The 23,341-nt window shown below is 65.5% G+C and carries 18 protein-coding genes and 1 pseudogene; 11 read left to right on the forward strand and 8 right to left on the reverse strand.

Annotated features, from left to right (window positions below; all coding sequences use genetic code 11):
- Positions 1 to 192: 192 nt before the first annotated feature.
- Together ACQKIE_RS03730 and ACQKIE_RS03735 are read right to left on the reverse strand one after the other, a co-directional pair.
- Positions 193 to 2,718: a glycoside hydrolase family 3 N-terminal domain-containing protein gene (locus ACQKIE_RS03730; protein ID WP_427456794.1), complete on the reverse strand. Its 2,526-nt coding sequence runs from the start codon at positions 2,716 to 2,718 to the stop codon at positions 193 to 195.
- Positions 2,719 to 2,885: 167 nt separating this feature from the next.
- Positions 2,886 to 3,899 carry a LacI family DNA-binding transcriptional regulator gene (locus ACQKIE_RS03735; RefSeq protein ID WP_427455907.1) on the reverse strand — a complete coding sequence of 338 codons (1,014 nt, stop codon included), beginning with the start codon at positions 3,897 to 3,899 and terminating at the stop codon, positions 2,886 to 2,888.
- 172 nt (positions 3,900 to 4,071) lie between these two features.
- Here ACQKIE_RS03735 and ACQKIE_RS03740 point away from each other — a divergent pair, with 172 nt between their 5' ends.
- From ACQKIE_RS03740 to ACQKIE_RS03750, 3 genes are all read left to right on the forward strand, one after another.
- Positions 4,072 to 5,559, forward strand: a complete 1,488-nt coding sequence (locus tag ACQKIE_RS03740) for an MFS transporter (RefSeq protein ID WP_427455909.1) — start codon at positions 4,072 to 4,074, stop codon at positions 5,557 to 5,559.
- A 65-nt stretch (positions 5,560 to 5,624) separates the two neighbouring features.
- Positions 5,625 to 8,501 (forward strand): beta-galactosidase, encoded by a 2,877-nt coding sequence (locus ACQKIE_RS03745; protein ID WP_427455911.1) that lies wholly within the window; start codon positions 5,625 to 5,627, stop codon positions 8,499 to 8,501.
- Positions 8,502 to 8,536: 35 nt separating this feature from the next.
- Positions 8,537 to 9,448, forward strand: coding sequence for an NAD(P)-dependent oxidoreductase (locus tag ACQKIE_RS03750; RefSeq protein ID WP_427455912.1), 912 nt, complete (start codon positions 8,537 to 8,539; stop codon positions 9,446 to 9,448).
- A 140-nt stretch (positions 9,449 to 9,588) separates the two neighbouring features.
- Here the strand turns inward: ACQKIE_RS03750 and ACQKIE_RS03755 are convergent, their stop codons facing one another.
- Positions 9,589 to 10,470, reverse strand: coding sequence for an alpha/beta fold hydrolase (locus ACQKIE_RS03755; RefSeq protein ID WP_427455914.1), 882 nt, complete (start codon positions 10,468 to 10,470; stop codon positions 9,589 to 9,591).
- Positions 10,471 to 10,573: 103 nt separating this feature from the next.
- A pseudogene (locus ACQKIE_RS03760) lies at positions 10,574 to 11,469 on the reverse strand (LysR family transcriptional regulator).
- A 141-nt stretch (positions 11,470 to 11,610) separates the two neighbouring features.
- On the opposite strand from ACQKIE_RS03760, the gene ACQKIE_RS03765 reads away from it, so the two are divergent.
- The 5 genes from ACQKIE_RS03765 to ACQKIE_RS03785 all read left to right on the forward strand — a co-directional run bounded on the left by ACQKIE_RS03765 (position 11,611) and on the right by ACQKIE_RS03785 (position 14,457).
- A complete protein-coding gene (locus ACQKIE_RS03765) occupies positions 11,611 to 12,042 on the forward strand; it encodes a (R)-mandelonitrile lyase (RefSeq protein WP_427456796.1) in 432 nt (143 codons plus the stop codon).
- 80 nt (positions 12,043 to 12,122) lie between these two features.
- A complete protein-coding gene (locus ACQKIE_RS03770; protein WP_427455916.1) occupies positions 12,123 to 12,800 on the forward strand; it encodes a VOC family protein in 678 nt (225 codons plus the stop codon).
- Between the two features lie 107 nt (positions 12,801 to 12,907).
- Positions 12,908 to 13,591: a hypothetical protein gene (locus ACQKIE_RS03775; RefSeq protein WP_427455918.1), complete on the forward strand. Its 684-nt coding sequence runs from the start codon at positions 12,908 to 12,910 to the stop codon at positions 13,589 to 13,591.
- A 45-nt stretch (positions 13,592 to 13,636) separates the two neighbouring features.
- Positions 13,637 to 13,978, forward strand: a complete 342-nt coding sequence (locus tag ACQKIE_RS03780) for a DUF6152 family protein (protein ID WP_427455920.1) — start codon at positions 13,637 to 13,639, stop codon at positions 13,976 to 13,978.
- Positions 13,978 to 14,457 (forward strand): hypothetical protein, encoded by a 480-nt coding sequence (locus ACQKIE_RS03785; protein ID WP_427455922.1) that lies wholly within the window; start codon positions 13,978 to 13,980, stop codon positions 14,455 to 14,457. Before ACQKIE_RS03780 ends, ACQKIE_RS03785 begins: the two co-directional genes overlap by 1 nt.
- On the opposite strand, the gene ACQKIE_RS03790 is transcribed toward ACQKIE_RS03785, so the two are convergent.
- Positions 14,448 to 14,963 (reverse strand): hypothetical protein, encoded by a 516-nt coding sequence (locus tag ACQKIE_RS03790; RefSeq protein ID WP_427455924.1) that lies wholly within the window; start codon positions 14,961 to 14,963, stop codon positions 14,448 to 14,450. The two genes, ACQKIE_RS03785 and ACQKIE_RS03790, sit on opposite strands and share 10 nt — an antisense overlap.
- Before the next feature lie 167 nt (positions 14,964 to 15,130).
- On the opposite strand from ACQKIE_RS03790, the gene ACQKIE_RS03795 reads away from it, so the two are divergent.
- Both ACQKIE_RS03795 and ACQKIE_RS03800 read left to right on the forward strand, forming a co-directional pair.
- A complete protein-coding gene (locus ACQKIE_RS03795) occupies positions 15,131 to 15,709 on the forward strand; it encodes a TetR/AcrR family transcriptional regulator (protein WP_427455925.1) in 579 nt (192 codons plus the stop codon).
- Between the two features lies 1 nt (position 15,710).
- A complete protein-coding gene (locus ACQKIE_RS03800) occupies positions 15,711 to 17,735 on the forward strand; it encodes a M13 family metallopeptidase (RefSeq protein WP_427455926.1) in 2,025 nt (674 codons plus the stop codon).
- Here the strand turns inward: ACQKIE_RS03800 and ACQKIE_RS03805 are convergent.
- Complete coding sequence (locus tag ACQKIE_RS03805) at positions 17,722 to 19,221, reverse strand: FAD-dependent oxidoreductase (protein WP_427455928.1); 1,500 nt, start codon at positions 19,219 to 19,221, stop codon at positions 17,722 to 17,724. The two genes, ACQKIE_RS03800 and ACQKIE_RS03805, sit on opposite strands and share 14 nt — an antisense overlap.
- Before the next feature lie 58 nt (positions 19,222 to 19,279).
- On the opposite strand from ACQKIE_RS03805, the gene ACQKIE_RS03810 reads away from it, so the two are divergent.
- The gene (locus ACQKIE_RS03810; protein WP_427455930.1) at positions 19,280 to 19,774 is read left to right on the forward strand and encodes a MarR family winged helix-turn-helix transcriptional regulator; all 495 of its coding nucleotides are present in this window, start codon (positions 19,280 to 19,282) and stop codon (positions 19,772 to 19,774) included.
- On the opposite strand, the gene ACQKIE_RS03815 is transcribed toward ACQKIE_RS03810, so the two are convergent.
- On the reverse strand, positions 19,753 to 20,733 hold the full coding sequence (locus ACQKIE_RS03815; protein ID WP_427455932.1) for an NADP-dependent oxidoreductase: 981 nt from the start codon (positions 20,731 to 20,733) through the stop codon (positions 19,753 to 19,755). The genes ACQKIE_RS03810 and ACQKIE_RS03815 overlap by 22 nt on opposite strands.
- The gene (locus ACQKIE_RS03820) at positions 20,730 to 23,324 is read right to left on the reverse strand and encodes an ATP-binding protein (protein ID WP_427455934.1); all 2,595 of its coding nucleotides are present in this window, start codon (positions 23,322 to 23,324) and stop codon (positions 20,730 to 20,732) included. The genes ACQKIE_RS03815 and ACQKIE_RS03820 overlap by 4 nt, the downstream gene beginning before the upstream one ends.
- Positions 23,325 to 23,341: the final 17 nt, after the last annotated feature.

Here is a 23,341-nt window from a genome sequence, read left to right on the forward strand (position 1 = left end):
TCGGATAAGTGTTGTCCGCCGTACACGCCGGCCATGACAAAGGTTCCCCAACTCCCCAACCGGCGCGCCATGTCCCAAATGACAGCGCTGTCATTACTGGATCATAGAACGCCGTTGCGATGAATGCTTGCCGCAGGGCAGCATGTCACCTACGTCTTCAAAAACGGATGCTGCACGCACACTCTCGGCACGTCACGGTTTGACCCCTTGCATCGGACACGCCAGGGTCCGGTCCGCTACCGTGCCGAGCGATACGTCGGTGATAGCGATCTTCCCTCCCGCCGGACTGGACCATTCGAACGGCCGGTCGATCCGGCTCATGTTCGCGCCGGCATCGCGGAAACACTTCAGCGGAATGCCCACGCGCAACCATTCCCCGTGCGGCAAGCCGGAGAGCTGCTGACCGACGGTTACCTTGCCGCCGCAACCGGCACCGCAACCGACGCCGATCGTCGAATCGTCGCCCGGTGGCGCGGCATCGAGCCTCAACGTGGTCACCAGCAGCACGTCACCATTGGTTTCTCGATCGATGTCGAGCGGTGCGGGCGCCACCAGTTCGATACGTGCAGCACCGCTTCCCTTACCCGTCCAGCTCAGGCTGCGCGCGTCCTCCTGCGCTTTGTAGTCGAGCGCAGTGATGTGCAGGCTTCCGTCGGGCGTGGCGGCCGGCACAGCGGTGACATTCGTGGCCACACCATTCGCACCCGTCAGGCGTACCGAGACATCGGTGGCCGGTTTGCCACGGGTGAAATAGACACCGGCCTGATCGTTGCTCAGCACCAGTCCCGGTTCCTCGGACAACCTGCCCGTCTTCCCGTGGTCGGCATAGGTCAGACCGAAGCCGTAGGCGAACTGCGGTTGCTCACCTTTGGCGGCCGCGGTCACGGGCACCTGCACCGCGGTTCGTGGCCACGCATAGGCCAGCTTGCCGTGGAAGTCGTGCGCCACGCGACCGTCGCGTTTACGCAACAGCACATCGGCGATGCCCTCGCCTTCGCTGCCCGGTAGCCACGCCACCACGAACGCGTCAGCCGCATTGATTTCGCGGTTCACCCAGAGTGGCCGACCCGTCAGGAACACCGCCGCCACCGGCACGCCCTGCCCGCGCAGCTTGCGCAGCAGATCGAGGTCGCGATCGTTGCCCGGGCGGTATGCCAGGTTCGGCCGGTCTCCCTGGAACTCCGCATAGGGATCTTCGCCAAACACCACGATGGCGACATCGGGCTTCTGCGTGTAGTCGCCCTCCACCGACAACTCGGCCGTGCCACCCGCCGCCTTCACCTGCGCCTGAAGCCCCGCCCAAATGGAGGTGGCTCCCGGGAAATTCGCATTGGTCAGGCCCGTGCCTTGCCAGGTGAGCGTCCAGCCACCGTTTTGCTTGGAGATGTTGTCCGCGCCATCGCCGGCCACCAGGATGTGCTTGCGCGGATCGATGGGCAGCAGCCCATGGTCGTTCTTCAGCAGCACCAGCGACTCGCGAACCGCGCGGCGCGCCACCTCGCGGTGTGCGGGACTGCCGACCACCTCCGCCGATGTGACCGCGAGCGAATTCGTCGACGGCGCGCCGGCCTGGAACATGCCCAGGCGCATCTTCACCCGCAGGATGCGAGTCACCGCGTCGTCGACGCGGCTCATCGGGATCACCCCGGCTTTCACCTCGGCCAGCGTGTTCTTGTAAAGCCCTTTCCAGGAGTCCGGCGCCTCGAGCATGTCCAGCCCGGCGTTGTAGGCCACCGGACAATCTTCGTTTGTGCAACCCGGGACCTGCCCATGCGCATTCCAGTCGCCCAGCACGATCCCATCGAAGCCCATCCGCTTCTTCAACACGTCCGTGATCAGGGAGGTGTTCCCGGCCATCTTTACCCCGTTCCAGCTGGAGAACGAGACCATCACCACCTGTACTCCGGCCTTGATCGCGGGCGGATAACCGGCTGCGTGGATGTCTCGCAACATCGCCTCGCTGATTTGCGCGTCGCCTTGGTCCTTGCCTTCGTGGGTGCCGCCGTCGCCGACGAAGTGCTTCGCGGTAGCGATCACATGTGCGGCGTCGAGGAACTGTGGCGTACCTGGCTTACCTTCCAGTCCACCGACCACGGCGGCGGCATATTGCGCGACGAGCGCCGGATTCTGCGAGTAACCTTCATAGGAACGGCCCCACCGCACATCCTGCGGCACGGTAAGCGTCGGCGCGAACGTCCAGCTGATGCCGCTGGCTCGGAGTTCCCGCGCGGTGACCTCCCCGATCTCGTGGATGAGTTGCGGATCGCGCGTCGCGCCCAGCCCGACGTTCTGCGGGAACAGCGTGCTGCCGACCAGGTTGTTGTGGCCATGCACGGCGTCGATGCCAAACAGCACCGGTATGGCGAGCCTTCCCTGCGATGTGTCCATCGACGCGTGGTAGAACGCGTCGGCCAGCGCCTGCCATTGCGACGCGACCGGATAAGGCTGTCCGGGCGGCTTCGAATTGCCGCCGGCGAGGACCGAGCCCAGGCGGTACTCGCGCACGTCGTCTGGCGTCACGGACTTGATGTCGGCCTGGATCATCTGGCCGACCTTGTCCTCGACCGACATCTTCATCAGCACGTCCCGGATCCGGGATTCCATCGCCGGGTCTGGCGCCAGGGGCGATCCACCTTTCGGCCACTGTTCGGGGTGCACGAGGGTGGCGTCGCCGGCCATGGCGGGAACGGTCATAAGCAGCGCTCCGGCAAAAGGCATGGCCATGGGAAGACGTCGCAAAAACTGGCTCGATCGCTGCAGCAACGGCACGGCAAAGCTCCAGGCTCGCGCACCGGCGGTACGCTTCCGAGCCGCATGGTGGCAGGAATGACAGCGCTGTCAATTTGCTATGCAGCATCAGCCGCGAGGCTCGTCAGCCGGCCGGCTCAGGCCACGGCGGCCGTCGAGCCGCGGATCTGCAGGGAGAAAGGCAATTGCACCAGTCGGCCGTTGCCTTGACCGCGCAACTCGCTCAGCAGCTGCTCGGCCGCAACCTTACCCATCTCGCGACTGGGTTGTTGCACAGTGGTGAGTGCCGGCCATAGCTGGCGCGACAGCGGCGTATCGTCGAAGCCGCAGACCGAGATATCGTGCGGTACCTTCAGGCCGTACTCGCCTGCCGCCCACATCACCCCGGTAGCCATGTCGTCATTGGCGGCGAACACCGCCGTCGGCCGCTCGGAGAGTGAAAAGAGCCGTCTCGCCGCTTCCACGCCCGAGGCGAAAGTGAAGGCGCCCTGCACTACCAGCGCCGGATCCTCGGGCAAGCCCGCGGCGGCCATCGCCTCGCGATAGCCGGCCAGCCGCCAACGACTGGCACCGTGATTGGCGATGCCGACCACATGGGCGATCCGCCGGTGACCGAGGTCCAGCAGGTGTTCGACCATCGCCCGCGCGGCGCGCTGCTCGTCCATCGTCACACCCAGGGTCTTGCCTCGCCGCAGCGGCGACACGCTGGCGTAGGGCACATTGCGCTCGCGCAGGCGCTTCAGCAGCGGCGCATGGTCCGTAATGGGTGGCGTCAGCACGACGCCGTCCGGGTGGTGGTCCGAGATCAAGGCATCGAAGCGACGGATGAAGTCGCCATCGCGCATGCGCAGCGGGCGCACCATCATGCTGTAGCGATGCGCATCGCATGCCTCGAGCACGCCGTCCTGGATCTCGGCCAGGTAGGTCGAGGCAGGGTTGTCGTTGTTGTCGTACAGCATCGCGACCAGGAACGAGCGGTTGCCGGCCAGACTGCGCGCCGAGGGATGCGGGCGATAGTCCATCGCCTCCATGGCGGCGCGAACACGCTGCCGCGTGGCGTCGGTCACGTTGGCCTCGTCATTGAGCACGCGCGACACCGTTTTCGGCGATACGCTCGCTGCGCGCGCCACATCTTCGAGGCGTACCCGCATGGATTCTCCGCTGTCGTCACACTGTCGATCGACTATGACGCCAGGACCCCATGCTTTTCAAGGACCGTCCGTGGCCACATGCTGCACCCGCAGCATGCGGGATGCGCCGGGCCATGACATAAATGCGGCTGGAGGAGGTGCCCATGACCCGGATCAACAAGGCCAAGCGGCGATGACGGAGAAATCCGCACTGTCGTTCTGGCAGATATGGAACATGTGCTTCGGCTTCCTCGGCCTCCAGTTCGGTCTCGCGTTGCAGAATGCGAACGTCAGTCGGATCTTCCAGACCCTGGGCGCGGACGTGAACGACATTCCCGCCCTCTGGATCGCCGCGCCACTGACCGGGCTGATCGTGCAACCGATCGTCGGTCACTACTCCGACCGCACCTGGAACCGCCTCGGCCGCCGCCGCCCGTATTTCCTGGCGGGTGCGGTGTTCGCCTCCCTGGCACTGTTGTGGATGCCGAACACGCCGGCATTGTGGATGGCCGCCGGGCTGCTATGGATACTGGACGCGTCGATCAACGTGTCGATGGAGCCGTTCCGGGCCCTGGTCGGCGACCAATTGCCCGCGCGGCAGGGTCCGGCCGGTTTCGCGATGCAGAGTTTCTTCATCGGCGCGGGTGCGGTGGTCGCGTCCATCCTGCCGTGGGTCCTGGCGCACTTCGGTGTCGCCAACGTCGCGCCGGACGGGGGTATTCCCGATACGGTGAAATACGCGTTCTACGTCGGCGGTGCCGTGCTCTTCGGTTCGGTGCTGTGGACCATGTCGACCACGCGCGAATACTCCCCCGCGCAACTCCGTGCGTTCACCGATAACGTTCCCGAAGCGCCGTCGGTGGATGTATCGCAGGCGGGGCGACACGGTTTCCTGCTGCTTCTGGCGGGCGCCGCGGTCCTGTTCGCGATCACTCATTTCGTGTTGGAGAAGGAGGTTTACCTGCTGGCGGGCGGCCTCATCGTGTTCGGACTCCTGCTCACCTGGCTCAGCCGCACACGCAGCCGCGGCATGCTCCGCGAGGTGATGGGTGACGTCTACGGCATGCCGATGTCGATGCGGCGCCTGGCCGGCGTGCAGTTGTTCTCGTGGTTCGCGCTGTTCGCGATGTGGATATACACGACCGCAGGTGTGACGCAGACCATCTACGCGACCGCCGATACCGGCTCCTCCGCCTATAACGAGGGCGCCAACTGGGTCGGCGTGTTGTTCGCCGCGTACAACGGGTTCGGCGCACTGGCCGCGGTCGTCATCCCGCTGATGGTGCGCCGATGGGGGCTGCGCATCAGCCACGTGATCAATCTCTGCCTAGGTGGTGCGGGTCTGCTGTCGTTCCTGTACATACGCGATCCACGCTGGCTGCTCGCGTCGATGGTCGGTGTCGGCTTCGCCTGGGCGTCGATCCTGTCGCTGCCTTATGCGCTGCTTTCGGACAACCTGCCCACGGCCAAGATGGGCGTCTACATGGGCATCTTCAATTTCTTCATCGTGATTCCGCAGGTGCTCGCCGCCAGCGTCCTCGGACTGTTGTTGCGACTGTGCTTCCACAACCAGCCCATCTGGGCCCTTGGGCTCGGCGGCGGCAGCCTGCTCATCGCCGGTCTGTGCACGCTGCACGTCCCCGAACCGGAAAGCCAGGCCGAAATCCCCAAACTTGCATAAGTCCCCAACCTCACCCATTCTTCGGCGACGCCGCAAGGCGCGTTGTCGTCGATCGGAGGGTGGGTATGATCTCGTTGCGTTGGGCTGGCCTCGCGCTGGCGGTATGGGGGGCGTCGAGCGCCATGGCGGCGCCCGCACATACCGTCACGTATGACCGCTACTCGCTCGTCATCGATGGAAAACCCACCTACCTCTGGTCGGGCTCGTTCCACTATTGGCGACTGCCCTCCCCCGATCTCTGGCTCGACGTACTGCAGAAAATGAAGGCCGCCGGCTTCAACGCCGTCGAGATCTATTTCGACTGGGGTTACCACTCGCCCAAACGCGGTGTCTACGACTTCTCGGGCATCCGTGACGTCGACCGCCTGCTCGACATGGCGCGCGACGTAGGTATCTATGTCATCGCGAGACCCGGCCCCTATATCAACGCGGAAACCGACGCGGGCGGGTTCCCCGGCTGGCTCGTGACCACCGCGGGCAAGCCGCGCTCCAACTCGCCGGAGTACACCGCGGCGTACCGTGAATGGATGACGCAGATCAATCGCATCATTGCGCGGCACCAGGTCACGGATGGCGGCGGCAGCGTGCTGCTCTACCAGGTCGAGAACGAGCTCTACGACGAGTCCGACGACACTCGCCATTACATGCAGGATCTCGAGGACAAGGCGCGTGCCGACGGCATTACCGTCCCGCTCACCGGCAACCACAACGGCAATTTCGTGGAGGGCCTGGGCGCCACCGATATTCCCGGCCAGGACTCGTACCCGCTGGACTTCGACTGCACGCGCCCGGAGCGGTGGAACGGCATCTACGACTTCAGTGCCGAGCGTCGCGAACTGACGCGTGCGCCGTTGTTCTTCCCGGAGTACCAGGGCGGCGCCTTCGACGTCTGGGGCGGCCCCGGATACGAGGCCTGCCGCACGTTCACGGGTCCGGCCTTCGAGCGCGTCTTCTACGAGTCGGTCATGGCGGCGGGGTCGACGATGCAGAACTTCTACATGACCTACGGCGGGATCAACTGGGGCTGGTTGTCCTCACCGGGCGTCTATACGTCGTACGACTACGGTGCCGCGATCACCGCCAGCCGCCAGCTCACGCCCAAGTATGACCAGCAGAAGCTCATCGGCTATATGACGCGTGCCGTGGCGCCGCTGGCCCGGACCGACGCGGTCGGCACATCCGTGCCGGACAATCGCCGCCTGCAGGTCACCGGGCGCATCAACCCCGACGACGGCACGCGCTTTTATTTCCTGCGTCACGCCGAAGCGCAGGACACGACCGACGATGCGACCCACCTGACGATCGCGCTGGCGGATACGGGAGACATCACCATTCCGCAGCAGGCCGGTACGGCCGTTCGCGTCAACGGCCGCGACGCCAAGGTGCTGCTCGCCAACTACCGCTTCGGAAAGCAAAGCCTCGCTTACTCCACGTCGGAACTGATGACCCAACTGCGGTTGGGCGAGCGCGATGTCGCCGTGTTCTATGGTCGTCACGGCGAAGACGGCGAAACCGTCCTGCGCTATCCGACCGAACCGACGGTTCGGGTCATCGAAGGCAAGGTCGCAACGCATTGGGATGCGGCCACGCATTCGCTGCGGCTCAACTACCGGCACGACGGGCTCGCTCGCGTGGCGATCGGCCAGGGCGACGCGTCGCTGCTCCTGCTGATAGGCGACAACGCCGCCGCGACGCGCTTCTGGCAGCTGGACACGGCGAACGGTCCGGTGCTGGTTCGCGGGCCCTACCTCGTGCGGAGCGCCGCTCGCCAGGGTGACACCGTCGCGCTCGCGGGCGATACCGACCAGGCGAGCGACGTGGAGCTGTTCGGTTTTCCCGACACGCGCGGTTTCTCATGGAACGGGACGGTTGTCGACGCGGTGGCCACACCATCCACCAGCTTGCGCGCCCGTGTCGACGGACCGGCGCCAGTAACGCTCCCCCAACTCGGCAACTGGCGCGTCAGCGATGGGGCGCCGGAAATCGCGGCCGCGTTCGACGACAGCGCCTGGCTCCTCACCGATCGCACAAACTCGCCCAATCCTTACTGGAACCACCAGCTGCCTATCCTCGACAGCGATGCCTACGGGTTCCACCACGGCAATGTCTGGTACCGCGGGCATTTCCGTGCCACCGGGAAGGAATTCGGTGTTCGACTGTCCGCCAACACGGGCGTGCACCTGGGCAACCATGGCATCTTCACCGCGTGGCTCAACGGTCATTTCCTCGGCAATAACCCGAGCGGCGCGCAGCAGTTCGCCATCGACCCGGCCTGGCTGAAGAAAGACGGCGACAACGTCATTTCGGTGCTGGTGGACAACCACGGTCATTTGCAGGAGGAGCACAACGGCGCGTTCCGCGAGCCGCGTGGCCTCCTTTCGGCCACGTTCGCGGGTGCCGACACGGCCGTCCACTGGAAGATCCAGGGCAATACCGGTGGCGAAGACCTTCCCGATCCCGTCCGTGGTCCGTTCAATGCCGGGGGCTTGTATGGCGAGCGCATGGGCTGGCAGTTGCCGGGCTTCGCCGACGGAGGATGGAAAACCACGACTCTGCCCCACGTCACCGACAAACCCGGCGTCGACTGGTACCGCACCACGTTCCGTCTCGACCTGCCCGCCGGACAGGACGTGCCTCTCGCCTTGCGCATCCACGACCTTGCCCCGCACCGCTACCGCGCTGTCGTGTTCATCAATGGCTGGCAGATTGGCCGCTATATCAGTGACGTCGGCCCGCAGACCGATTTCGAGCTTCCGTCGGGCCTTCTGAACCAGCACGGCGACAACACCGTCGCCATTGCCGCCTGGAGTACCGCGCATGACGGCGGCCTCGGCGAGGTATCGCTGGTGATGCAGGGCAACTACCGCACATCGCTGGAACAACACACGGTGAAGGCACCGGCTTATGGCGACGTGATGCGGGCTGCCGCATCGCCGAAATAAGCGGCTAGACTGCGAAAAAAACGTGGGAGGCACGGATGGTCGCGTCAACGTCGACCGGGTTCATCGGGCTGGGCACGATGGGCATGCCGATGGCCCTCAACCTGGCCAAGGCAGGAAAGCGACTTGTGGTCTGGAACCGTTCGGCGGAACGGTGCCAGCCGCTGGTGGCTGCCGGGGCCACCCTTGCCCCCGGTCCCGCCGACGTGTTTGCCCGGTGCGGCACCGTCCTCCTCATGCTTGCCGACGAGGCCGCAACCGACGACGTGCTCGGTCGTGGGACGCCGGATTTCGCACGTCGTGTCGCCGGACGCCGAATCGTCGCGATGGGCACGGTGGCTCCAACGTATTCGGCCGGCCTTGCCGCCGACATCATGGCGGCGGGCGGGCGTTATATCGAGGCGCCGGTCTCGGGCTCTCGCAAACCGGCCGAGGCGGGCGAGCTGATCGGCATGCTTGCCGGCGACCCGCACGATCGTGAGGAAATCCGCGTCCTCCTCGCGCCTGTCTGTCGGGAATGCTTCGACTGCGGCGCCGTGCCCTCCGCCCTGCGCATGAAGCTCGCGGTCAACGTGTTCCTCATCACGATGGTGACCGGCCTCGCCGAGGCGGCCCATTTTGCCGAGCGCCAGGGCCTTGACCTCGAGCGCTTCGTGGACATCCTCGATGCCGGACCGATGGCGAGCCACGTCTCGCGGATGAAGGCGGCAAAGTTGAGGGGGCGCGACTTTACGCGGCAAGCCGGGATCGCCGATGTCCTCAAGAACAGCCGTTTGATCGTGGAAGCGGCGCGGGATGCCGGAGTCGCGTCGCCGCAGATGGACGGTTGCCTCGCGCTTTACCGGGAGACTGTCGATCTGGGGCTCGGTACGGAAGACATGATCGCAGTCATTCGGGCGATCGAAGCCCGCACGGCAATCGCCTCGACGTCCGACGAGGCAATGTCGTGAGGCGGGGCGCTAGCCCACCACACGATCCAGCTGGCTCTGCCCAGCCGGATGTGAATTCGCGCCAATGCGCGCTTTATGAGCCTCGCACCGTCGTCGTGGTGCAAGGGCGAAAGCGCGACTTCCTGCGGCAACGCCTCGACTCACGGCTGTTTCCTGACGAGAGCCACCGCCTGCAGGATGTTATCGACGACGAACGCGGGATCCTCATGCGGAAGACCATGCCCTGCGGTGGCGGCAATGTTCTGGTGACCGTCGGTCGACAATGAGAGGAACTCCTTCTGCATGCGCTGGGTCGCATCTTCCAGCTTGATGGCCACGGGTTCGGAGAGCCCGGGCACCATGCGGAAGCGCGGACTGTGCGTCGCAACGACGACGGGTTTCGCTCCCAGGGAATGGAGCTCCTTGGCCTGCTTTGCACTTGCCGCGAAATCCAGCATCTCCTCGTTCTTCGTGGGATCGTTGGCCATGCTGGTGAGAAACGTTCGTGTGTCGGTGACGGCTTTCTCTTCATTCGCCGCGGGCGGCGGGAGCAGTGCCAACCACTGGCGCGTCTGGTCCGGATGTGTCGAGGAAACGAGTACGAGGCCGGCGGTGTCGGCCGGATAGCGACTGGCGAAGACTTGTGCGTGCAACCCTCCGATGGAATGCCCCACCAGGAGGTAAGGACCTGGAACGTGCGCGGCGGACAGCGCGGCGTGGAGGTCATTGGCCGCGTCGCCGCTGGTGCGTGGCCCCGGCGGTGCCTTCATGCTTGCACCCAGCCCTGCACGGTCGTAGAGGCAGACGGTCGTCGTCGAGGCGACCTGCTGGGCGATCCGCTGCCAACCTGGATCCTCGGCAGGCGCGGTGCCCATCCCGGCGTCAACCACCACGACCGGCTTACCGCGGCCCTGGCAGCTCAGATGGATGGTCCGACCGCCAATATCGAACGGCCCATCCACGTTGCCGGACGTCTGGGCGTCGGTTGCCATGGCATGACTGGGAATGGCGGCGAGGGCAAGAAGGATCGCGGAAATGCGCATTTCAAGCTGGCTCGTGTCGGAGGGTCAGCTCGATATATCACGCGACTTTTCCCGTCGCACAGTGTCTTTCGGCAGTGCTCGTCGAGGAGCATCGGGCGCAACCTCAAGCGTTCGACAACCGCAAAGCGTCCAGCACCAACGAGAACGCCGGCGAGGGTTGCCGCCGGCTCGGGTAGTACAGGTAATACCCGGGAAACGGTGGACACCAATCCTCGAGCACGCGCACCAGCTTCCCCTCCTCTACTTCCGTCGACACTTCGTCCTCCGGAAGGAAGGCGACGCCCAGGCCGGCCAGCGCCGCGATCACGATGTGCGGCGAGGTGTTGAGCGTGAGCTGCCCATCGACGCGGACATGACGGGCCGGCCGCGACGCTCGAACTCCCATGCGTAGAGACCGCCGTAGGTAGGCAGGCGCAGGTTGATGCAGCGGTGCGCCAGCAAGTCCTGGGGCTTTTTCGGGATGGCATGCGCGGCGAAATACGCCGGCGACGCGACGGCTGCCATCCTCACGGGCGGACCGATGGGTATCGCGACCATGTCCTTGTCGATGCTTTCTCCGAGACGCACGCCCGCATCGAAACGGTCCGCGACGATGTCCCTCAAGCCGTAGTTGACGTCGAACTCCACGTTGACGTCCGGATAGTCGCGCAACAGCGGCAGGACCTTCGGCAAGATCGTGTGTCGCAAGACGTGGTCCCCGCACGTGATGCGAACGGTTCCCGCAGGCTTGTCACGCAGTGCGGTCAACGCGTCGAGTTCGGCTTCGATGTCGTCGAAGCGGGGGCCGATGGCCTGTAACAGGCGCTCGCCGGCATCCGTCGGCGAGACGCTGCGCGTGGTTCTTGTCAGCAGCCGGATACCGAGGCGGCCCTCCAACGTACGCATCGACTGGCTCAAGGCGGACTGCGTGACGCCGAGTTGGGCTGCCGCTCGCGTAAAACTGCCTTCCCGCGCGACGATAACGAAGGCCTGCAGGTCGTTGAGATTCCGTCGCGCCATGACCCGGTCCTCCTGCAACGATTGATTAGCCGATCTTATAGCGGCTTTAAGCATTCATCACCTAGTCGCGGCAATGCGCGCGCGCGACACTTGGCGTCTTCAGTTACCGCGTCCACGCAGTCAGGAGTAGCCGTCATGCAGATGCGCATCTATCGCAATGGTTCGAGGCCCGCCGCGAAGGGTCCCGCCAGCTATTTCACCGGGAACGTACGGGTCGAATCTCTGTTCGATCAGACCGAGCCGGGTCGTGTCTCGGCCGCCCAGGTCACGTTCGAGCCCGGTGCCCGCACGGCCTGGCACACCCATCCGCTGGGACAGCACCTCGTCGTGCTATCCGGCGTGGGCTGGACCCAGTGTTGGGGTGGTCCGAAAAAGGAGATTCGCGCTGGCGACGTCGTTTTCTGCGATTGCGGACAGAAGCACTGGCATGGCGCGACCGATAGCACGGCGATGAGCCATATCGCCGTGCAGGAGTGGCAGGACGGCGCTCCCGTCGAATGGCTGGAGCACGTCTCGGAGGCGGATTACCTGGCGCCCGTCGAGGCGGACGACGATGCCGCGGGAACGGAGTGAGCACGTACCGACAATCCACCGACCGGGGGCGCCGTTAGGCTGAATTCGATCGTCTAACGAGCCAATCCATCGGAGGCCCCATGAGCAGCGTCGCAGCCGAACCCTCCCATGCGAGGGGCATGGACATGAAGTTCGAGATCGTCGTCATCCCTGTCGCGGACGTGGACCGTGCCAAGCGCTTCTACAGCGACCTGCGATGGCGGTTGGACGCGGATTTCGCCTCGGATGATGGCGCCTTTCGCGTCATCCAGTTCACACCCCCCGGCTCGGCGTGCTCGGTGATCTTCGGCAAGGGCGTCACGGCAGCCGCCCCGGGCTCCTCGCAAGGGCTGTACCTCATCGTTTCCGACATCGACGCGGCGCGCGAGGCGTTGCTCGAGCGTGGCGTGGAGATCGGCGAGGTATTCCACGGCGATTCCGGGACGTATGTCGGTGCCGATGCGCCTTATCTCTTCGGTACCGTCCGTGTTGGAGGCCGGCATCCGGAGCGCGGCAGCTATCGCTCATTCGCGTCGTTCAGCGACCCCGATGGCAACGGATGGCTCCTTCAGGAGATTACCAACCGACTTCCCGGTCGCGTTGAAGCCGACGGCGTGACATTCGGTTCGCAGGCGGAGCTCGCGGCGGCGTTCCGTCGGGCGGAGTCCGCCCACGGCGAGCATGAGAAACGGACCGGCGGGCAGCGCGACGAGAACTGGCCGGAGTGGTATGCCGAGTACCTCATAAACGAGCAGCAAGGAAAAGCGCTTCCGCTCTAACGGCATGGCTGTCTGGCAAGCATGGCGCCACGGCCATCCAAGGGCAGTGGCGCGGAGTGGTATTCTGCGTAGCTAACGCCGCTCCCTGCTTCGCCCAGGAACATGCCATGCATCTCGAAGTGCTGAAGGTCCGTCTCCACTCGCTCAAGGATTTCGCCAAGCATTACCTGATGATCGTGCTCAGCATCCTGACTGCCCTGGGCCTGGAAGCCTGGATCGAGCACACGCACCACCAGCACGCGGCCACGGTCGCGAGCGCCGAGATCGAAGCGGAGATCCGTGCCAACCTCGACGAGTGCGATGCGGACCTGCGGCACGACATGGAGCAATTGGCCCGCCTGAAGCGGATCCGCGACGACGTAACACGGGACCTCAAGGCGCACGCCCCCGACGAGGTCATCGCCCAGCGCGTTCTGGAGCAGACCAGGGATCGTTTCGATCTGGGCCTCGTGTTTCCCACCTTGCGACATGAAGCCTGGGACGTGATGGTGGCCAATCAGTCGGCTGGCTGGATAGACCACGACCGTATGCAGCGCTATGCCGGCGCGTACGCGAGCCAGCGCGACGTCATCACGACGATCTCTGGAGACATGGCGGTCCTCATGAACGGCACCGGCCTCGTCGACACCGTGGCCGACTTACGTACAGATACCGTGCACCCGCGCGAATTCCTGCACGTGATCAGCCAGATGACCGCCATGCTCGAGCAGGCCGTGAACCAATTGCAGCTACTGCGGAACCAGCTTGCGTCGGCGTTGCCGACTGCGACCGGGGCTCGCACAAGCTCGTAAGTTCTTGCGTAGAATCGGGCTACCTCAGAAGATCGGGAGCTCGTCATGAAACGCTGGTTCCTTCTGACCGCCCTGACGGTCACCTCCGCTGCCCTGGCGCACCACGGATGGAGCGAGTACGACGCCAGCCGTCCCTTGAACCTCTCGGGCACCATCGAGTCCTCGAGCTACACCCAACCGCACGGGCATATCCGTCTCAAGACGAGCGACGGCAGTTGGGACGTCGTGCTGGCTCCGCCGTCGCGGATGGAAAGCCGGGGACTCGAGAAGGACATGCTCGTGGCCGGTGCCAAGGCCACGGTCTACGGCTATCCCCACCGAAGCAAGGCTGACGAAATGCGCGCCGAGCGCATCACCATCGGCGACAAGACGACGGAACTGCGCTGATGGATGGCGTGGCCGACTGGCTGGCGGCCACGCCGCTGGCGGAGGCGATGCGCGAAAGCTTGTTGCTCTACCCCGTCGTCGAGATCGTCCATATCGCCGGCTTCTGCATCCTTGTCGGGGCGGCCGCGATGTTCGACCTGCGGGTGCTGGGCTGGGGCCGCGGCTTACCGGTGTCGCTATTGGCCCGTTACCTGTTGCCTTGGTCGGTGGCGAGTGTCGCCCTGGTGGTTCCAGCCGGATTGGCCATGTTTTCCACGCAGCCGCAAAGCTTCCTCGCCAATCCGGTGTTCCTCCTGAAGTTGAGCCTGATCGCGACTGCTGGCATCAACGCCCTGCTCTTCCACGCTGGCGTCTATCGATCTGTCGCGGCATGGGACAACGGCCCGCCTGCGCCCCCGCTTGCCAAGGCGCAGGCGCTGCTGTCCTTGGCACTGTGGCTGGCCGTCATCTGCTGCGGCAGGCTGCTGGCTTACGTCTGACCGTGCTGCAACGTCTCGGTACGCGTGCGCCGGAAGGCAAGGCGCAGCCCCGCCAGCAAGAAGTAGAGCCCGCCGAAGGCCGCATAGGGCGCTAGTTGCGCGATCGTGGGTGCCTTTCCGAACGCCTGGATCGTCATGATCACGCCGGCAAGCGCCGACTGGCCACCACTGATCATCATGAAGACCTGGCCACCCAACTGCCGGCGTCGGATCCCGACGTACAACTGCAGGAGTCCCGACAGCAGCGCCCAGAGACCGAAGACCAGTACGCCACCCGCGTTGCCACGGAGGACGAGGGCGACCGCCAGGATGACGGCAGTCGCCACGCTGATGAGTGCATTGAGCCGCTGTCCCGGATTGGCATGCAACCCTCCCGAGCGCTGGGCATCGAGGATGTTGGCCGCCGCGTCCCACGCCGGATAGAGCACCAGGAGTACGCCGGTCAGCAGCGCGGGCGCTTGCAGTTGGGAAAGGAGCACGACGAGCGCGACCCAGCCGAAAGCCACGCCGGCGCGCAGAAAAATAAAAGCGTTGGAGAAAGTTCATGCCAATGTCCTGTGGGGAGTGGCGTCAGCCTACTAGTAGGTAGGCTAACCCGTCAACTAATCTTTGAGGACAGAGGTATACGGGATTAGCATTGTTCATCCTACCGACCTAATGGTAGGCTTCCCGCATGAATACGCGCGAGAAGCTGATCGATTCCGGCCGCTACCTGATCCAGACGCGTGGCTACAACGGCTTCAGTTATGCCGACGTGGCCGAGCAGGTCGAGGTGCGCAAGGCGAGCATCCACCATCATTTCCCTGCCAAGGTGGACCTTGCCAAGGCGGTGGTCGAGCAATCGCGGGCTTTTATCGTCGAGCAGACGAAGCTCCTCGAGGGCAGCACCTTCGATCCCCTCCGGCAGTTGCAGTTCTATACGGGGTACTGGGAGAAATGCATCGCCGACGCATCGGCCCCCTTCTGCGTCGCCGGCATGCTCGCCAGTGAACTGCCGTCGCTACCCGAAGACCTGTCCGAGTGCGTGCGCGCCCACTTCAGGGACCTGTCCCGCTGGCTCGAGACGGTACTGACCGTCGGCGCCCAGTTGGGCGTGTTCCAGCTCAAGGGCGCGGCTAGCGCGGAAGCCGAGGCATTCATGTCGACCGTGTACGGCGCCATGCTCACTGCGCGCGCCTATGGCGAGCCGGAAAAGTTCGCGCAGATCGTCCAGGGAGCGTTGCGGCGACTCCTCAACGCGGAGTCCGTCTGACGTGAAGCGTCTTCCCGCCACTCTGATCGCCGCCCTGCTTGCTTGCGGTGCCCTGCCCCCAGCCCATGCCCAAGCGTCGCAGCGACCGGACGTCGGAGCATTCGGCTTTGACGTCGACGGCATGGATCGCGCGATCGCGCCAGGTTCCGATTTCTACCGCTATGCCAATGGCGCGTGGGCGCGGTCCACGCCCATTCCCGCGGATAAGTCGAACTTCGGCATGTTCACCCATCTCGGTGACCTCAATAGCGAGCGGCTCAAGGACATCCTGGAGGCCGCGCGGAAGAACGCGCGGAGCAAGGCGGGTGCCGCCTACGCCGCCTTCCTCGATGAAGCAGGCATCGATCGCCAGGGCCTTGCTCCTGCCCAACCCTGGCTTGCTCGCATCGACGCGGTCGCCACGCGCGAAGACTATGCCCGCGTGGCCGCGAAAGCGGTTCGCGAGGGCATCGCCGGGCCGTTCGAGATCGCGGTCACGCAGGACGATCGCCATCCCGACGCCAATGTGCTGAAGCTAAGCCAGGCTGGCCTCGGTCTGCCGGATCGCGACTACTACCTGCGATCCGATGCCTCCATGACACGGGTTCGCGCCGCCTATCGGGACCACGTCGCACGGTTGCTTACGCTCTCGGGCGTGCCGCGCGAGGAAGCCGTGCAGCGGGCCGACGCACTCCTGCGCCTCGAAACGGACTTTGCAAAAGTCAGTTGGAACCGCGTGGACAGTCGCGATGCCGGCAAGACTTACAACCGCCGCACGCGTAAGGAGATGAGCACGCTCACGGCGGGATTCGACATGGCGGCCTTCCTCGACGGGACGGGTGCGCGCACGGACGAGCTGGTCCTCGTGCAACCCAGTGCGATCACGGGGATCGCCCACGCTGTCGGTGCCGCGCCGTTGCAAGTCCTGAAGGACAGCCTGCGCGTCGCCGTCCTGGACGCTTATGGCGACGTGCTCCCCAGCGCGTTCGCGAAGGAGCGCTTCGATTTCCATGACCGACTGCTCAGTGGTGCCGAGCAGGCGGAGCCACGCTGGAAACGCGCCGTGGCGTTCGCCGTCGATGCCGTGCCGGACGAGGTCAGCAAGGCGTACGTGGCGCGCTATTTCCCCGCCAGCCACAAGGCAGCCGCCGAAGCGCTGGTGCGGAATCTGCTCGCCGCGATGGACCGACGCATCCAGGCGCTCGACTGGATGACCCCCCAGACGAAGCAACGTGCGCGGGCCAAGTTGGCTGCCTTCCACCCCAAGGTCGGCTATCCGGATGCGTGGCGCGACTACACCGGCCTCGACATTCGCGCCGACGACGCCTTCGGCGACCGGCAGCGCGCCAAGGCGTTCGCCTTCGACCGGGAGATGCGAAAGCTCGGCCGCCCGTTCGATCGCGACGAGTGGCGTGTGACGCCCATGACGGTCGACGCTTTCGCCAACTTCTCCGCCGTCGAGATCGTCATCCCGGCCGCGATCCTGCAGCCTCCCTTCTTCGACCCCAACGCCGACGCGGCCATCAACTATGGCGGCATCGGCGCATCGATCGCACACGAAATCAGCCACCAGTTCGACGACCAGGGTTCGAAGTACGACGAACACGGTCGCCTGACGACATGGTGGACGCCAGAGGACCTCGCCGGGTTCGACGCGCGTACGAAGGCCCTCGCGCGGCAGTACGACACGTACGAACCGTTGCCGGGCGTCCACGTCAATGGTGCCCTGACTTTGGGGGAAAACATCGCCGACCTCGGCGGACTCGCGATTGCCTTCGACGCCTGGCGTCTTTCGTTGGACGGGAAACCGGCACCCACCCTCGATGGGTTCACGGGCGAGCAGCGCTTCTTCCTGGGTTGGGCGCAGATCTGGCGGCTGAACTACCGGGACGAGGACCTTCGCCAGCGCTTGCTGACCAACCCGCACGCGCCGGCGGCACAGCGTGTGTGGACGGTCCGGAACCTGGATGCGTGGTATGAGGCGTATGGGGTGAAACCGGATCAGGCGCTTTATCTGACGCCCGACAAGCGCGTCAGGATTTGGTGAGTCGTCCTGCGCGCATCGGCGCCATATAGCCATCCAGAAGCGCATGCTCATCCGCCCCCAGGATCGCGCCCACGTAGCCGTCCGGACGGATGAGGAACCAGTCCCCGTCCCGTGCGCCATAGCTGTCCCTGAAAGCGTCGTCCAACTCCGAGAACTCGCAACCGCGCCCGATGCAGTGGACGTGCATGTCGCCCCTCGCATGCGGCGCATCGCTGCCTCCGAGGCAAAGCAATGTCCAGTGAGGCCCCCTAACCAGGTCGAACAGACGGACGACTTCGCCTGACGCACGTGTCAGTGACGCATCGGGTGCACGGGCGCCGGCACGAAGGCCCGCCGTGCGCGACGGTGCCTCGAGAGCAAGCGGCGAGTCGACATAGCCAATGTCCAGCTGCTGCGCTTCCCTGCCCCGTCGCATCTCGCCCTTCGTTGCCGCCTGCAAGAACCGAATAGAGAGACCGAGCACGTCGACGGCGATGGGACGGCGTTCGTGTTCATAGGTATCGAGCAGGCTGTCGGGCGCACCAGCCGAGACGGCAGCGAGCTTCCAGCCGAGATTGAACGCGTCCTGGATACTCGTATTGAGCCCCTGGCCGCCGGTGGGCGGATGGACGTGGGCGGCATCGCCCACGAGGAACACACGTTCCGCCCGGTAGCGGTCGGCGAGTCTCGCGTTCATCTCGAACACGGATGCCCACGACACATCGGCAACCGCGATGTCCGCCACGCCCGTGCGTTCGAGGATCATCCGTCCGAGTGCCGCCGCCGATACGTCGATGTCCGTGTCGAAAGGCACCGGCGCCTGCAGTTGGAAGAGATCGGTGCCCATCAACGGACACAGACCGAGCTGTCTTCCCATGTCGCCATCGTTGAAACGATGCCATGCGTCCCTGTCCAGGCCCGTGATGCGGATGTCCGCAACGACGGCGCGTACACCCATGGTCTTTCCGGGGAACGGTATGTCGAGCAGGCTTCGAACGGTACTGCGGCCCCCATCGCAGCCGACGAGGTAGGAAGCGTCGACGTTTTCGCCGCCAGCTATCGACAACAGCGTCGCTTTCACGCACGACTCGTCCTGCTGGAACGATTCAAGGCGGGTTCCCCACTCGACGCGATGTCCCAGTGTTGCCAGGTGGTCGCGCAAGACCCGTTCCGTCTTCCACTGCACCACCATCCATGGCTGGCCATACGGCTCGGATGGCGATGGAGGCCTGCGCTCGAAATCCTGCCGTAGTGTTTCCCCCGCCGCCGTATGGATGCATTGGGCCGGATACGGAGCTCCCGCGGCCATGACGGCGGAGACCAGCTCCATCTTGTCGAACACCTCCAGCGTGCGTGGCTGGATGCCCTTGCCCCGAGACGCTCCCAACGGACTGTCGCGTTGCTCGACGATGCGTAGCGGGATGCCGCGCCGGGCGAGTTCGATAGCCAGCACCAAGCCGGAAGGGCCGGCGCCGGCGATAAGTACGGGAAGGGACGGTGGATTCATGGCGGCTCCAATAGGTGTAATATGCATGCATATCCAGCCTACATCGACAGCCAATTAGATGCAACATACACATAATCGCCAGGTGTTGCGGCAGCTCCACGTCGCTTTGATCAGGATCATCAGCGCCTTCAACCGGCCGCAGCGGGACGACGAGTTGATCGCCGCCGCCGGGATCTCCCTGGATCGTGCCCTCTTCCCCCTCCTCGTCGTCATCGGTCGCCTGGGCCCGATCGCCGTCGGCGACCTCGCCGATCGCGTCGGTCGCGACCACACGACGGTCAGCCGCCAAGTGGCGAAGTTGGGCACGCTGGGGCTCGTGCAACGCAAGCCAGCGGAGTACGACCGACGCGTCTCCGAATTGACCGCGACCGCCGAGGGGCAACGGATGAATGCCGCGCTGGACAAGGCACGCGAACAACTGGCGCAGGACGTGCTCGGGACCTGGGAAACGAAGGATGTCGAGGAGTTGACGCGGCTGTTGACGCGACTGGCGGGTGAGATCGATCCCGCCGCCGAACGTCCTGGCGCGAGTCAGTCGTCCCGGGACGCCTGACCCTTCCGCACGACGAGCACCGTCTTGCCGCGCCTCGCCCGCTGGCTGGCCTCGACGAATGCCTTCCTCGCCTCGGACAACCGATAGCTCCGATCGATCTGCACCGCGATCCTGCCGTCCGCCACCATCGCCACGATGTGGCCCAGTTGTTCCGGATCCGGCCGGACGATGAACCAATGGGCTTCGATGCCACGTTCGGCCGCGCGCTCGGGCGATGGTGCGTCTCCTGCCTCGCCGGAAATGGTCACAAGCCGGCCGCCGGGTCGCATGAACGCCCAGCTGCGCTCGAGCAAGTCGCCACCGACCGTGTCGAATACGACATCCACCGGACCCGCGACATCCTCGAAGCGTTCGGATTCGGTGTCGATCGCGCGCTCGGCGCCTAGTTTCCGGCATAGCGCGGTCGCCTCCTCGCCACGCGCGGTAGTCACGACGCGAGCACCCGCCCCCTTCGCGATCTGGATCGCGAAGGTCCCGACCGCGCCGGCGCCGCCATGGATGAGGACCGTTTCATCTTTCACCAATTTTGCGAAGTCGAACACGGCTTGCCATGCGGTGAGTGCGCCGATCGGAAGGGTGCACGCATCGACGGCGCTTACGTTGTCGGGAAGGCGCGTAACCTCGCCGGGCAACGCGAACGCCTGTTCCGCCGCGGCACCGTTCCGCCAGAAATCGATGAGGCCGACGATGCGGTCGCCCTCGGCAAAGCCCGATGCGGCCGCCCCGCCCGTGGCCACCCTTCCGGCGAACTCGTGCCCGATGATGACCGGCATGGGGCGTGACGATCCGTCAGGCAGCGGCAAGGTGCCATTCGTCGCCCAGGTGGGTTCGGCGAATGTCAGGCCCACGGCATCCACGTCGACGAGGATGCCGCCGTCGCGAAGCGCCGGAGGGATCGCGTCGCCCACCGTGATCGACAGGTCGCCGCCGACGGGGTCGCTGATCCACGCTGCTTTCATGGGTTGCTCTCCTTCCATCCGAGGCGTCCGGCAGCGGCCACCGCTTCACCCCGGGAACAGACGTCCAGTTTGCGCAGGATGGCGGAAATGTGGTGTTCCACGGTTTTCTCCGAGCGAACGATGCGTTGTGCGATCTCCGCGTTCGACAAGCCCTTCGCAAGCAAGCTCATGACGTGGCATTCGCGGTTGGTGAGTCCGGCGGGATTCGCCGCCGTCGTTTGCCGTGGACCGCGGGTCACGCCGCGCACGCCAGCCTGGCGCAACTGTCCGCGACACAGCTTTGCGGTCGCGCAGGCACCCAGGGCCTCGAATATCGCCACCGCCTCGCGCTTGCTTTCCTCGTCGCCGTCCCACAGCGCCATCGCGCGCATGAACGGGCAAGCGAGGCGTTCCCACTCGGCTGCGGCCTGACGCCACTCACCCTCGCATTGGAGGGTGTAGGGATCGTCGGCGTCTTGGTATTTCCCCTTCCCTTCGCCCAGCTTCCAGCACCAGAAGCCCAGTTCGTCGAGTTCTCGCCGGTCGCCCAGCCCCTCGGCCATGTCGTACGTCTGCCGAACCCATGGATCGTCCAGGCACGACCCGCCGCGTAGCCACGCCGCTTCGGCGCGCGCCGCCGCAATGGGTGCAAGGCGCTGCAGTTCACCCGTGTGGCTGGCGAGGTCGCTGGCCTCCGCGATCAGCTCGTTCGCGCCGGGGTCGCCGCGTCGCAGGCGGATGCGCGCCAGTACCGCCATGGCGGGAATGCGCGTCACCGGCGCCACCGCGTCGCGCACGATCAGCTGTCCGGCGAGCCGCGCGGCATCGTCCCAGCGTCCCTGCTCGAAATCGAGTCGCGCCTTCCACGCGAGCACGTAGTTCGCCCACGAGTCGAGGTCGCGCTCGGCGAAGTATGCGCCGGCTTCGCGGATGGTCCGTGCCGCCACCTCGTAATCGCGCGTGGTGACTTCGGTGCTCGTGAGGTTGGCGTAGGCACGGGCAACGTGCTCGCCATAGCCATGCTCGAGGGCGGTGGCCAGGCTCTGCTCGAGCAGGCCCCTGCCTTCCGGGTCGCCACTGGCGTGCATCGCGGTGCCTACGTTGTTCATGGCATGACACAGGACTTCGGTGTCGCCGATGTGCCTGGCGAGTTCGATCGCGCGCGTACCCCAGGCCACCGCCTCGCCGGTTCGTCCGGCGAGCATATGCAACTGCGACCGGTTGCTGAGCGCCCAGGCGAACTCGCTGTCCTCGGCCAGCGTTTCCAGTAGCGCCACCGCCTCGTCCGCATACGTTTCGGCGGCCGCATTACAGCCGGCGAACCATTGCAGGCGCGACAGCCAGCGCAAGGTACGGCCCTCTTGCGTACGCTCGCCAAGGTCGCGCCAGATCGCCAGGGCGCGCAGGCTCGCGGCCATGGCTTCGTCCGCCTGGTCGGTGAGGTAGCACTGGTACGATCGCCGTCCCAGGAGTTCCGCCTGCTCGCGCGGCGGCAATCCCGACGCGTAGGCCAACGCCACGCCGTACAACTTCGCCGCTTCGCAGTGGGAACCGTGGGATATCGCTTCCGCGGCGGCGACGGGCGCGTACGTCAGGACGGCCGCGGCATCGCCCGCGCCGGCCGCGTGGTGCACCAGGCGCGCCTTCGCGACCGGGCTATCGCTCGCTTCGAGGCAAGCAAGCATGTGCGCATGCCATGTCGCCGCCGAGGGCGGCGACAGTGCTTCCTCCATCGCCATCCGTGCCAGTTCGTGGCGATACGCATACCAGCCATCGGTCACGCTGATGAGGCCCGAGGCGAGCGCGGCGGAGATGTCTTCGTCCAGCGGAGAAAGGACGGCATCGACCGTCGCGACCTCCACCCGGGACGGCACGATGGCGAGCAGGTCGAGCAGGGCCCGCACCGAGGGCGCCTGTCTGGCGGCTCGCGCAAGCACGGCATCGCGTACCGACGCCGGCACGCCGTCCGCGCGAAGGGCTTCCGTGACGAAGAAGGGATTGCCGCCCGTCGCATCGAAGATGCCGTCCGCCGCGCATCCGCACCGCTCCGCCATGCTGGCCACCCCGTCCGCCGATAGAGGCAGCAGCGGGAGGCGAACGGCCGCATCCGCCGGCAGGTCGCCGAACACGAGGCGCAGCGGATGCTTGTCGCCTATCTCATCGTCACGGTAGGTAAGCAGAAGCAGCACCCGCAGTGTCTGGATGCGCCGGGCCAGGTACTTCACGAGGTCCAGCGTGGCGGTATCGGCCCAGTGCAGGTCCTCGAGCACCAGCAGCGTCGTGCGGGTCGATTGCTGCAGGTCGGTCAGGATGGACGCGAAAAGGCGCGCCCGGTGTCCGTCGAGCCCCAGCATCCCCTGCACGTCCGTGTCGAATCCGCCGGCCATGTCGTAAATCGGCCCGAGGGGCCTTGGTGAAAACAGGGCCTCGCAGCTTCCGGTGAGCACGCGATGCCCATCGCCGGTGCGGTCGCGTACGAGCCGTCGAACGAGCGCGGTCTTCCCTATCCCGGCCTCGCCGCTGACCAGGACCGTCAGGCCCGAGCCCTGCCCTGCCCGCTCGACCGCGTCGTGCAGGCGTTGCAGGGCGTAATCGCGTTCGATGAGTTCCACGTTGCAGGCTCCCCGGA

This window comes from Luteibacter sp. NPDC031894 (genome assembly GCF_050273135.1).
GTDB lineage: Bacteria > Pseudomonadota > Gammaproteobacteria > Xanthomonadales > Rhodanobacteraceae > Luteibacter.

What these genes read in the sequence shown, in the direction of transcription:
- ACQKIE_RS03740 (WP_427455909.1), top strand. Translation starts at nt 4,072, where the DNA reads ATGACGGAGAAATCCGCACTGTCGTTCTGGCAGATATGGAACATGTGC.
- ACQKIE_RS03780 (WP_427455920.1), top strand. Translation starts at nt 13,637, where the DNA reads ATGAAACGCTGGTTCCTTCTGACCGCCCTGACGGTCACCTCCGCTGCC.
- ACQKIE_RS03730 (WP_427456794.1), bottom strand. Translation starts at nt 2,718, where the DNA reads ATGCCTTTTGCCGGAGCGCTGCTTATGACCGTTCCCGCCATGGCCGGC.
- ACQKIE_RS03805 (WP_427455928.1), bottom strand. Translation starts at nt 19,221, where the DNA reads ATGAATCCACCGTCCCTTCCCGTACTTATCGCCGGCGCCGGCCCTTCC.
- ACQKIE_RS03785 (WP_427455922.1), top strand. Translation starts at nt 13,978, where the DNA reads ATGGATGGCGTGGCCGACTGGCTGGCGGCCACGCCGCTGGCGGAGGCG.
- ACQKIE_RS03770 (WP_427455916.1), top strand. Translation starts at nt 12,123, where the DNA reads ATGAGCAGCGTCGCAGCCGAACCCTCCCATGCGAGGGGCATGGACATG.
- ACQKIE_RS03755 (WP_427455914.1), bottom strand. Translation starts at nt 10,470, where the DNA reads ATGCGCATTTCCGCGATCCTTCTTGCCCTCGCCGCCATTCCCAGTCAT.
- ACQKIE_RS03745 (WP_427455911.1), top strand. Translation starts at nt 5,625, where the DNA reads ATGATCTCGTTGCGTTGGGCTGGCCTCGCGCTGGCGGTATGGGGGGCG.
- ACQKIE_RS03810 (WP_427455930.1), top strand. Translation starts at nt 19,280, where the DNA reads ATGCAACATACACATAATCGCCAGGTGTTGCGGCAGCTCCACGTCGCT.
- ACQKIE_RS03750 (WP_427455912.1), top strand. Translation starts at nt 8,537, where the DNA reads ATGGTCGCGTCAACGTCGACCGGGTTCATCGGGCTGGGCACGATGGGC.
- ACQKIE_RS03795 (WP_427455925.1), top strand. Translation starts at nt 15,131, where the DNA reads ATGAATACGCGCGAGAAGCTGATCGATTCCGGCCGCTACCTGATCCAG.
- ACQKIE_RS03775 (WP_427455918.1), top strand. Translation starts at nt 12,908, where the DNA reads ATGCATCTCGAAGTGCTGAAGGTCCGTCTCCACTCGCTCAAGGATTTC.
- ACQKIE_RS03765 (WP_427456796.1), top strand. Translation starts at nt 11,611, where the DNA reads ATGCGCATCTATCGCAATGGTTCGAGGCCCGCCGCGAAGGGTCCCGCC.
- ACQKIE_RS03735 (WP_427455907.1), bottom strand. Translation starts at nt 3,899, where the DNA reads ATGCGGGTACGCCTCGAAGATGTGGCGCGCGCAGCGAGCGTATCGCCG.
- ACQKIE_RS03815 (WP_427455932.1), bottom strand. Translation starts at nt 20,733, where the DNA reads ATGAAAGCAGCGTGGATCAGCGACCCCGTCGGCGGCGACCTGTCGATC.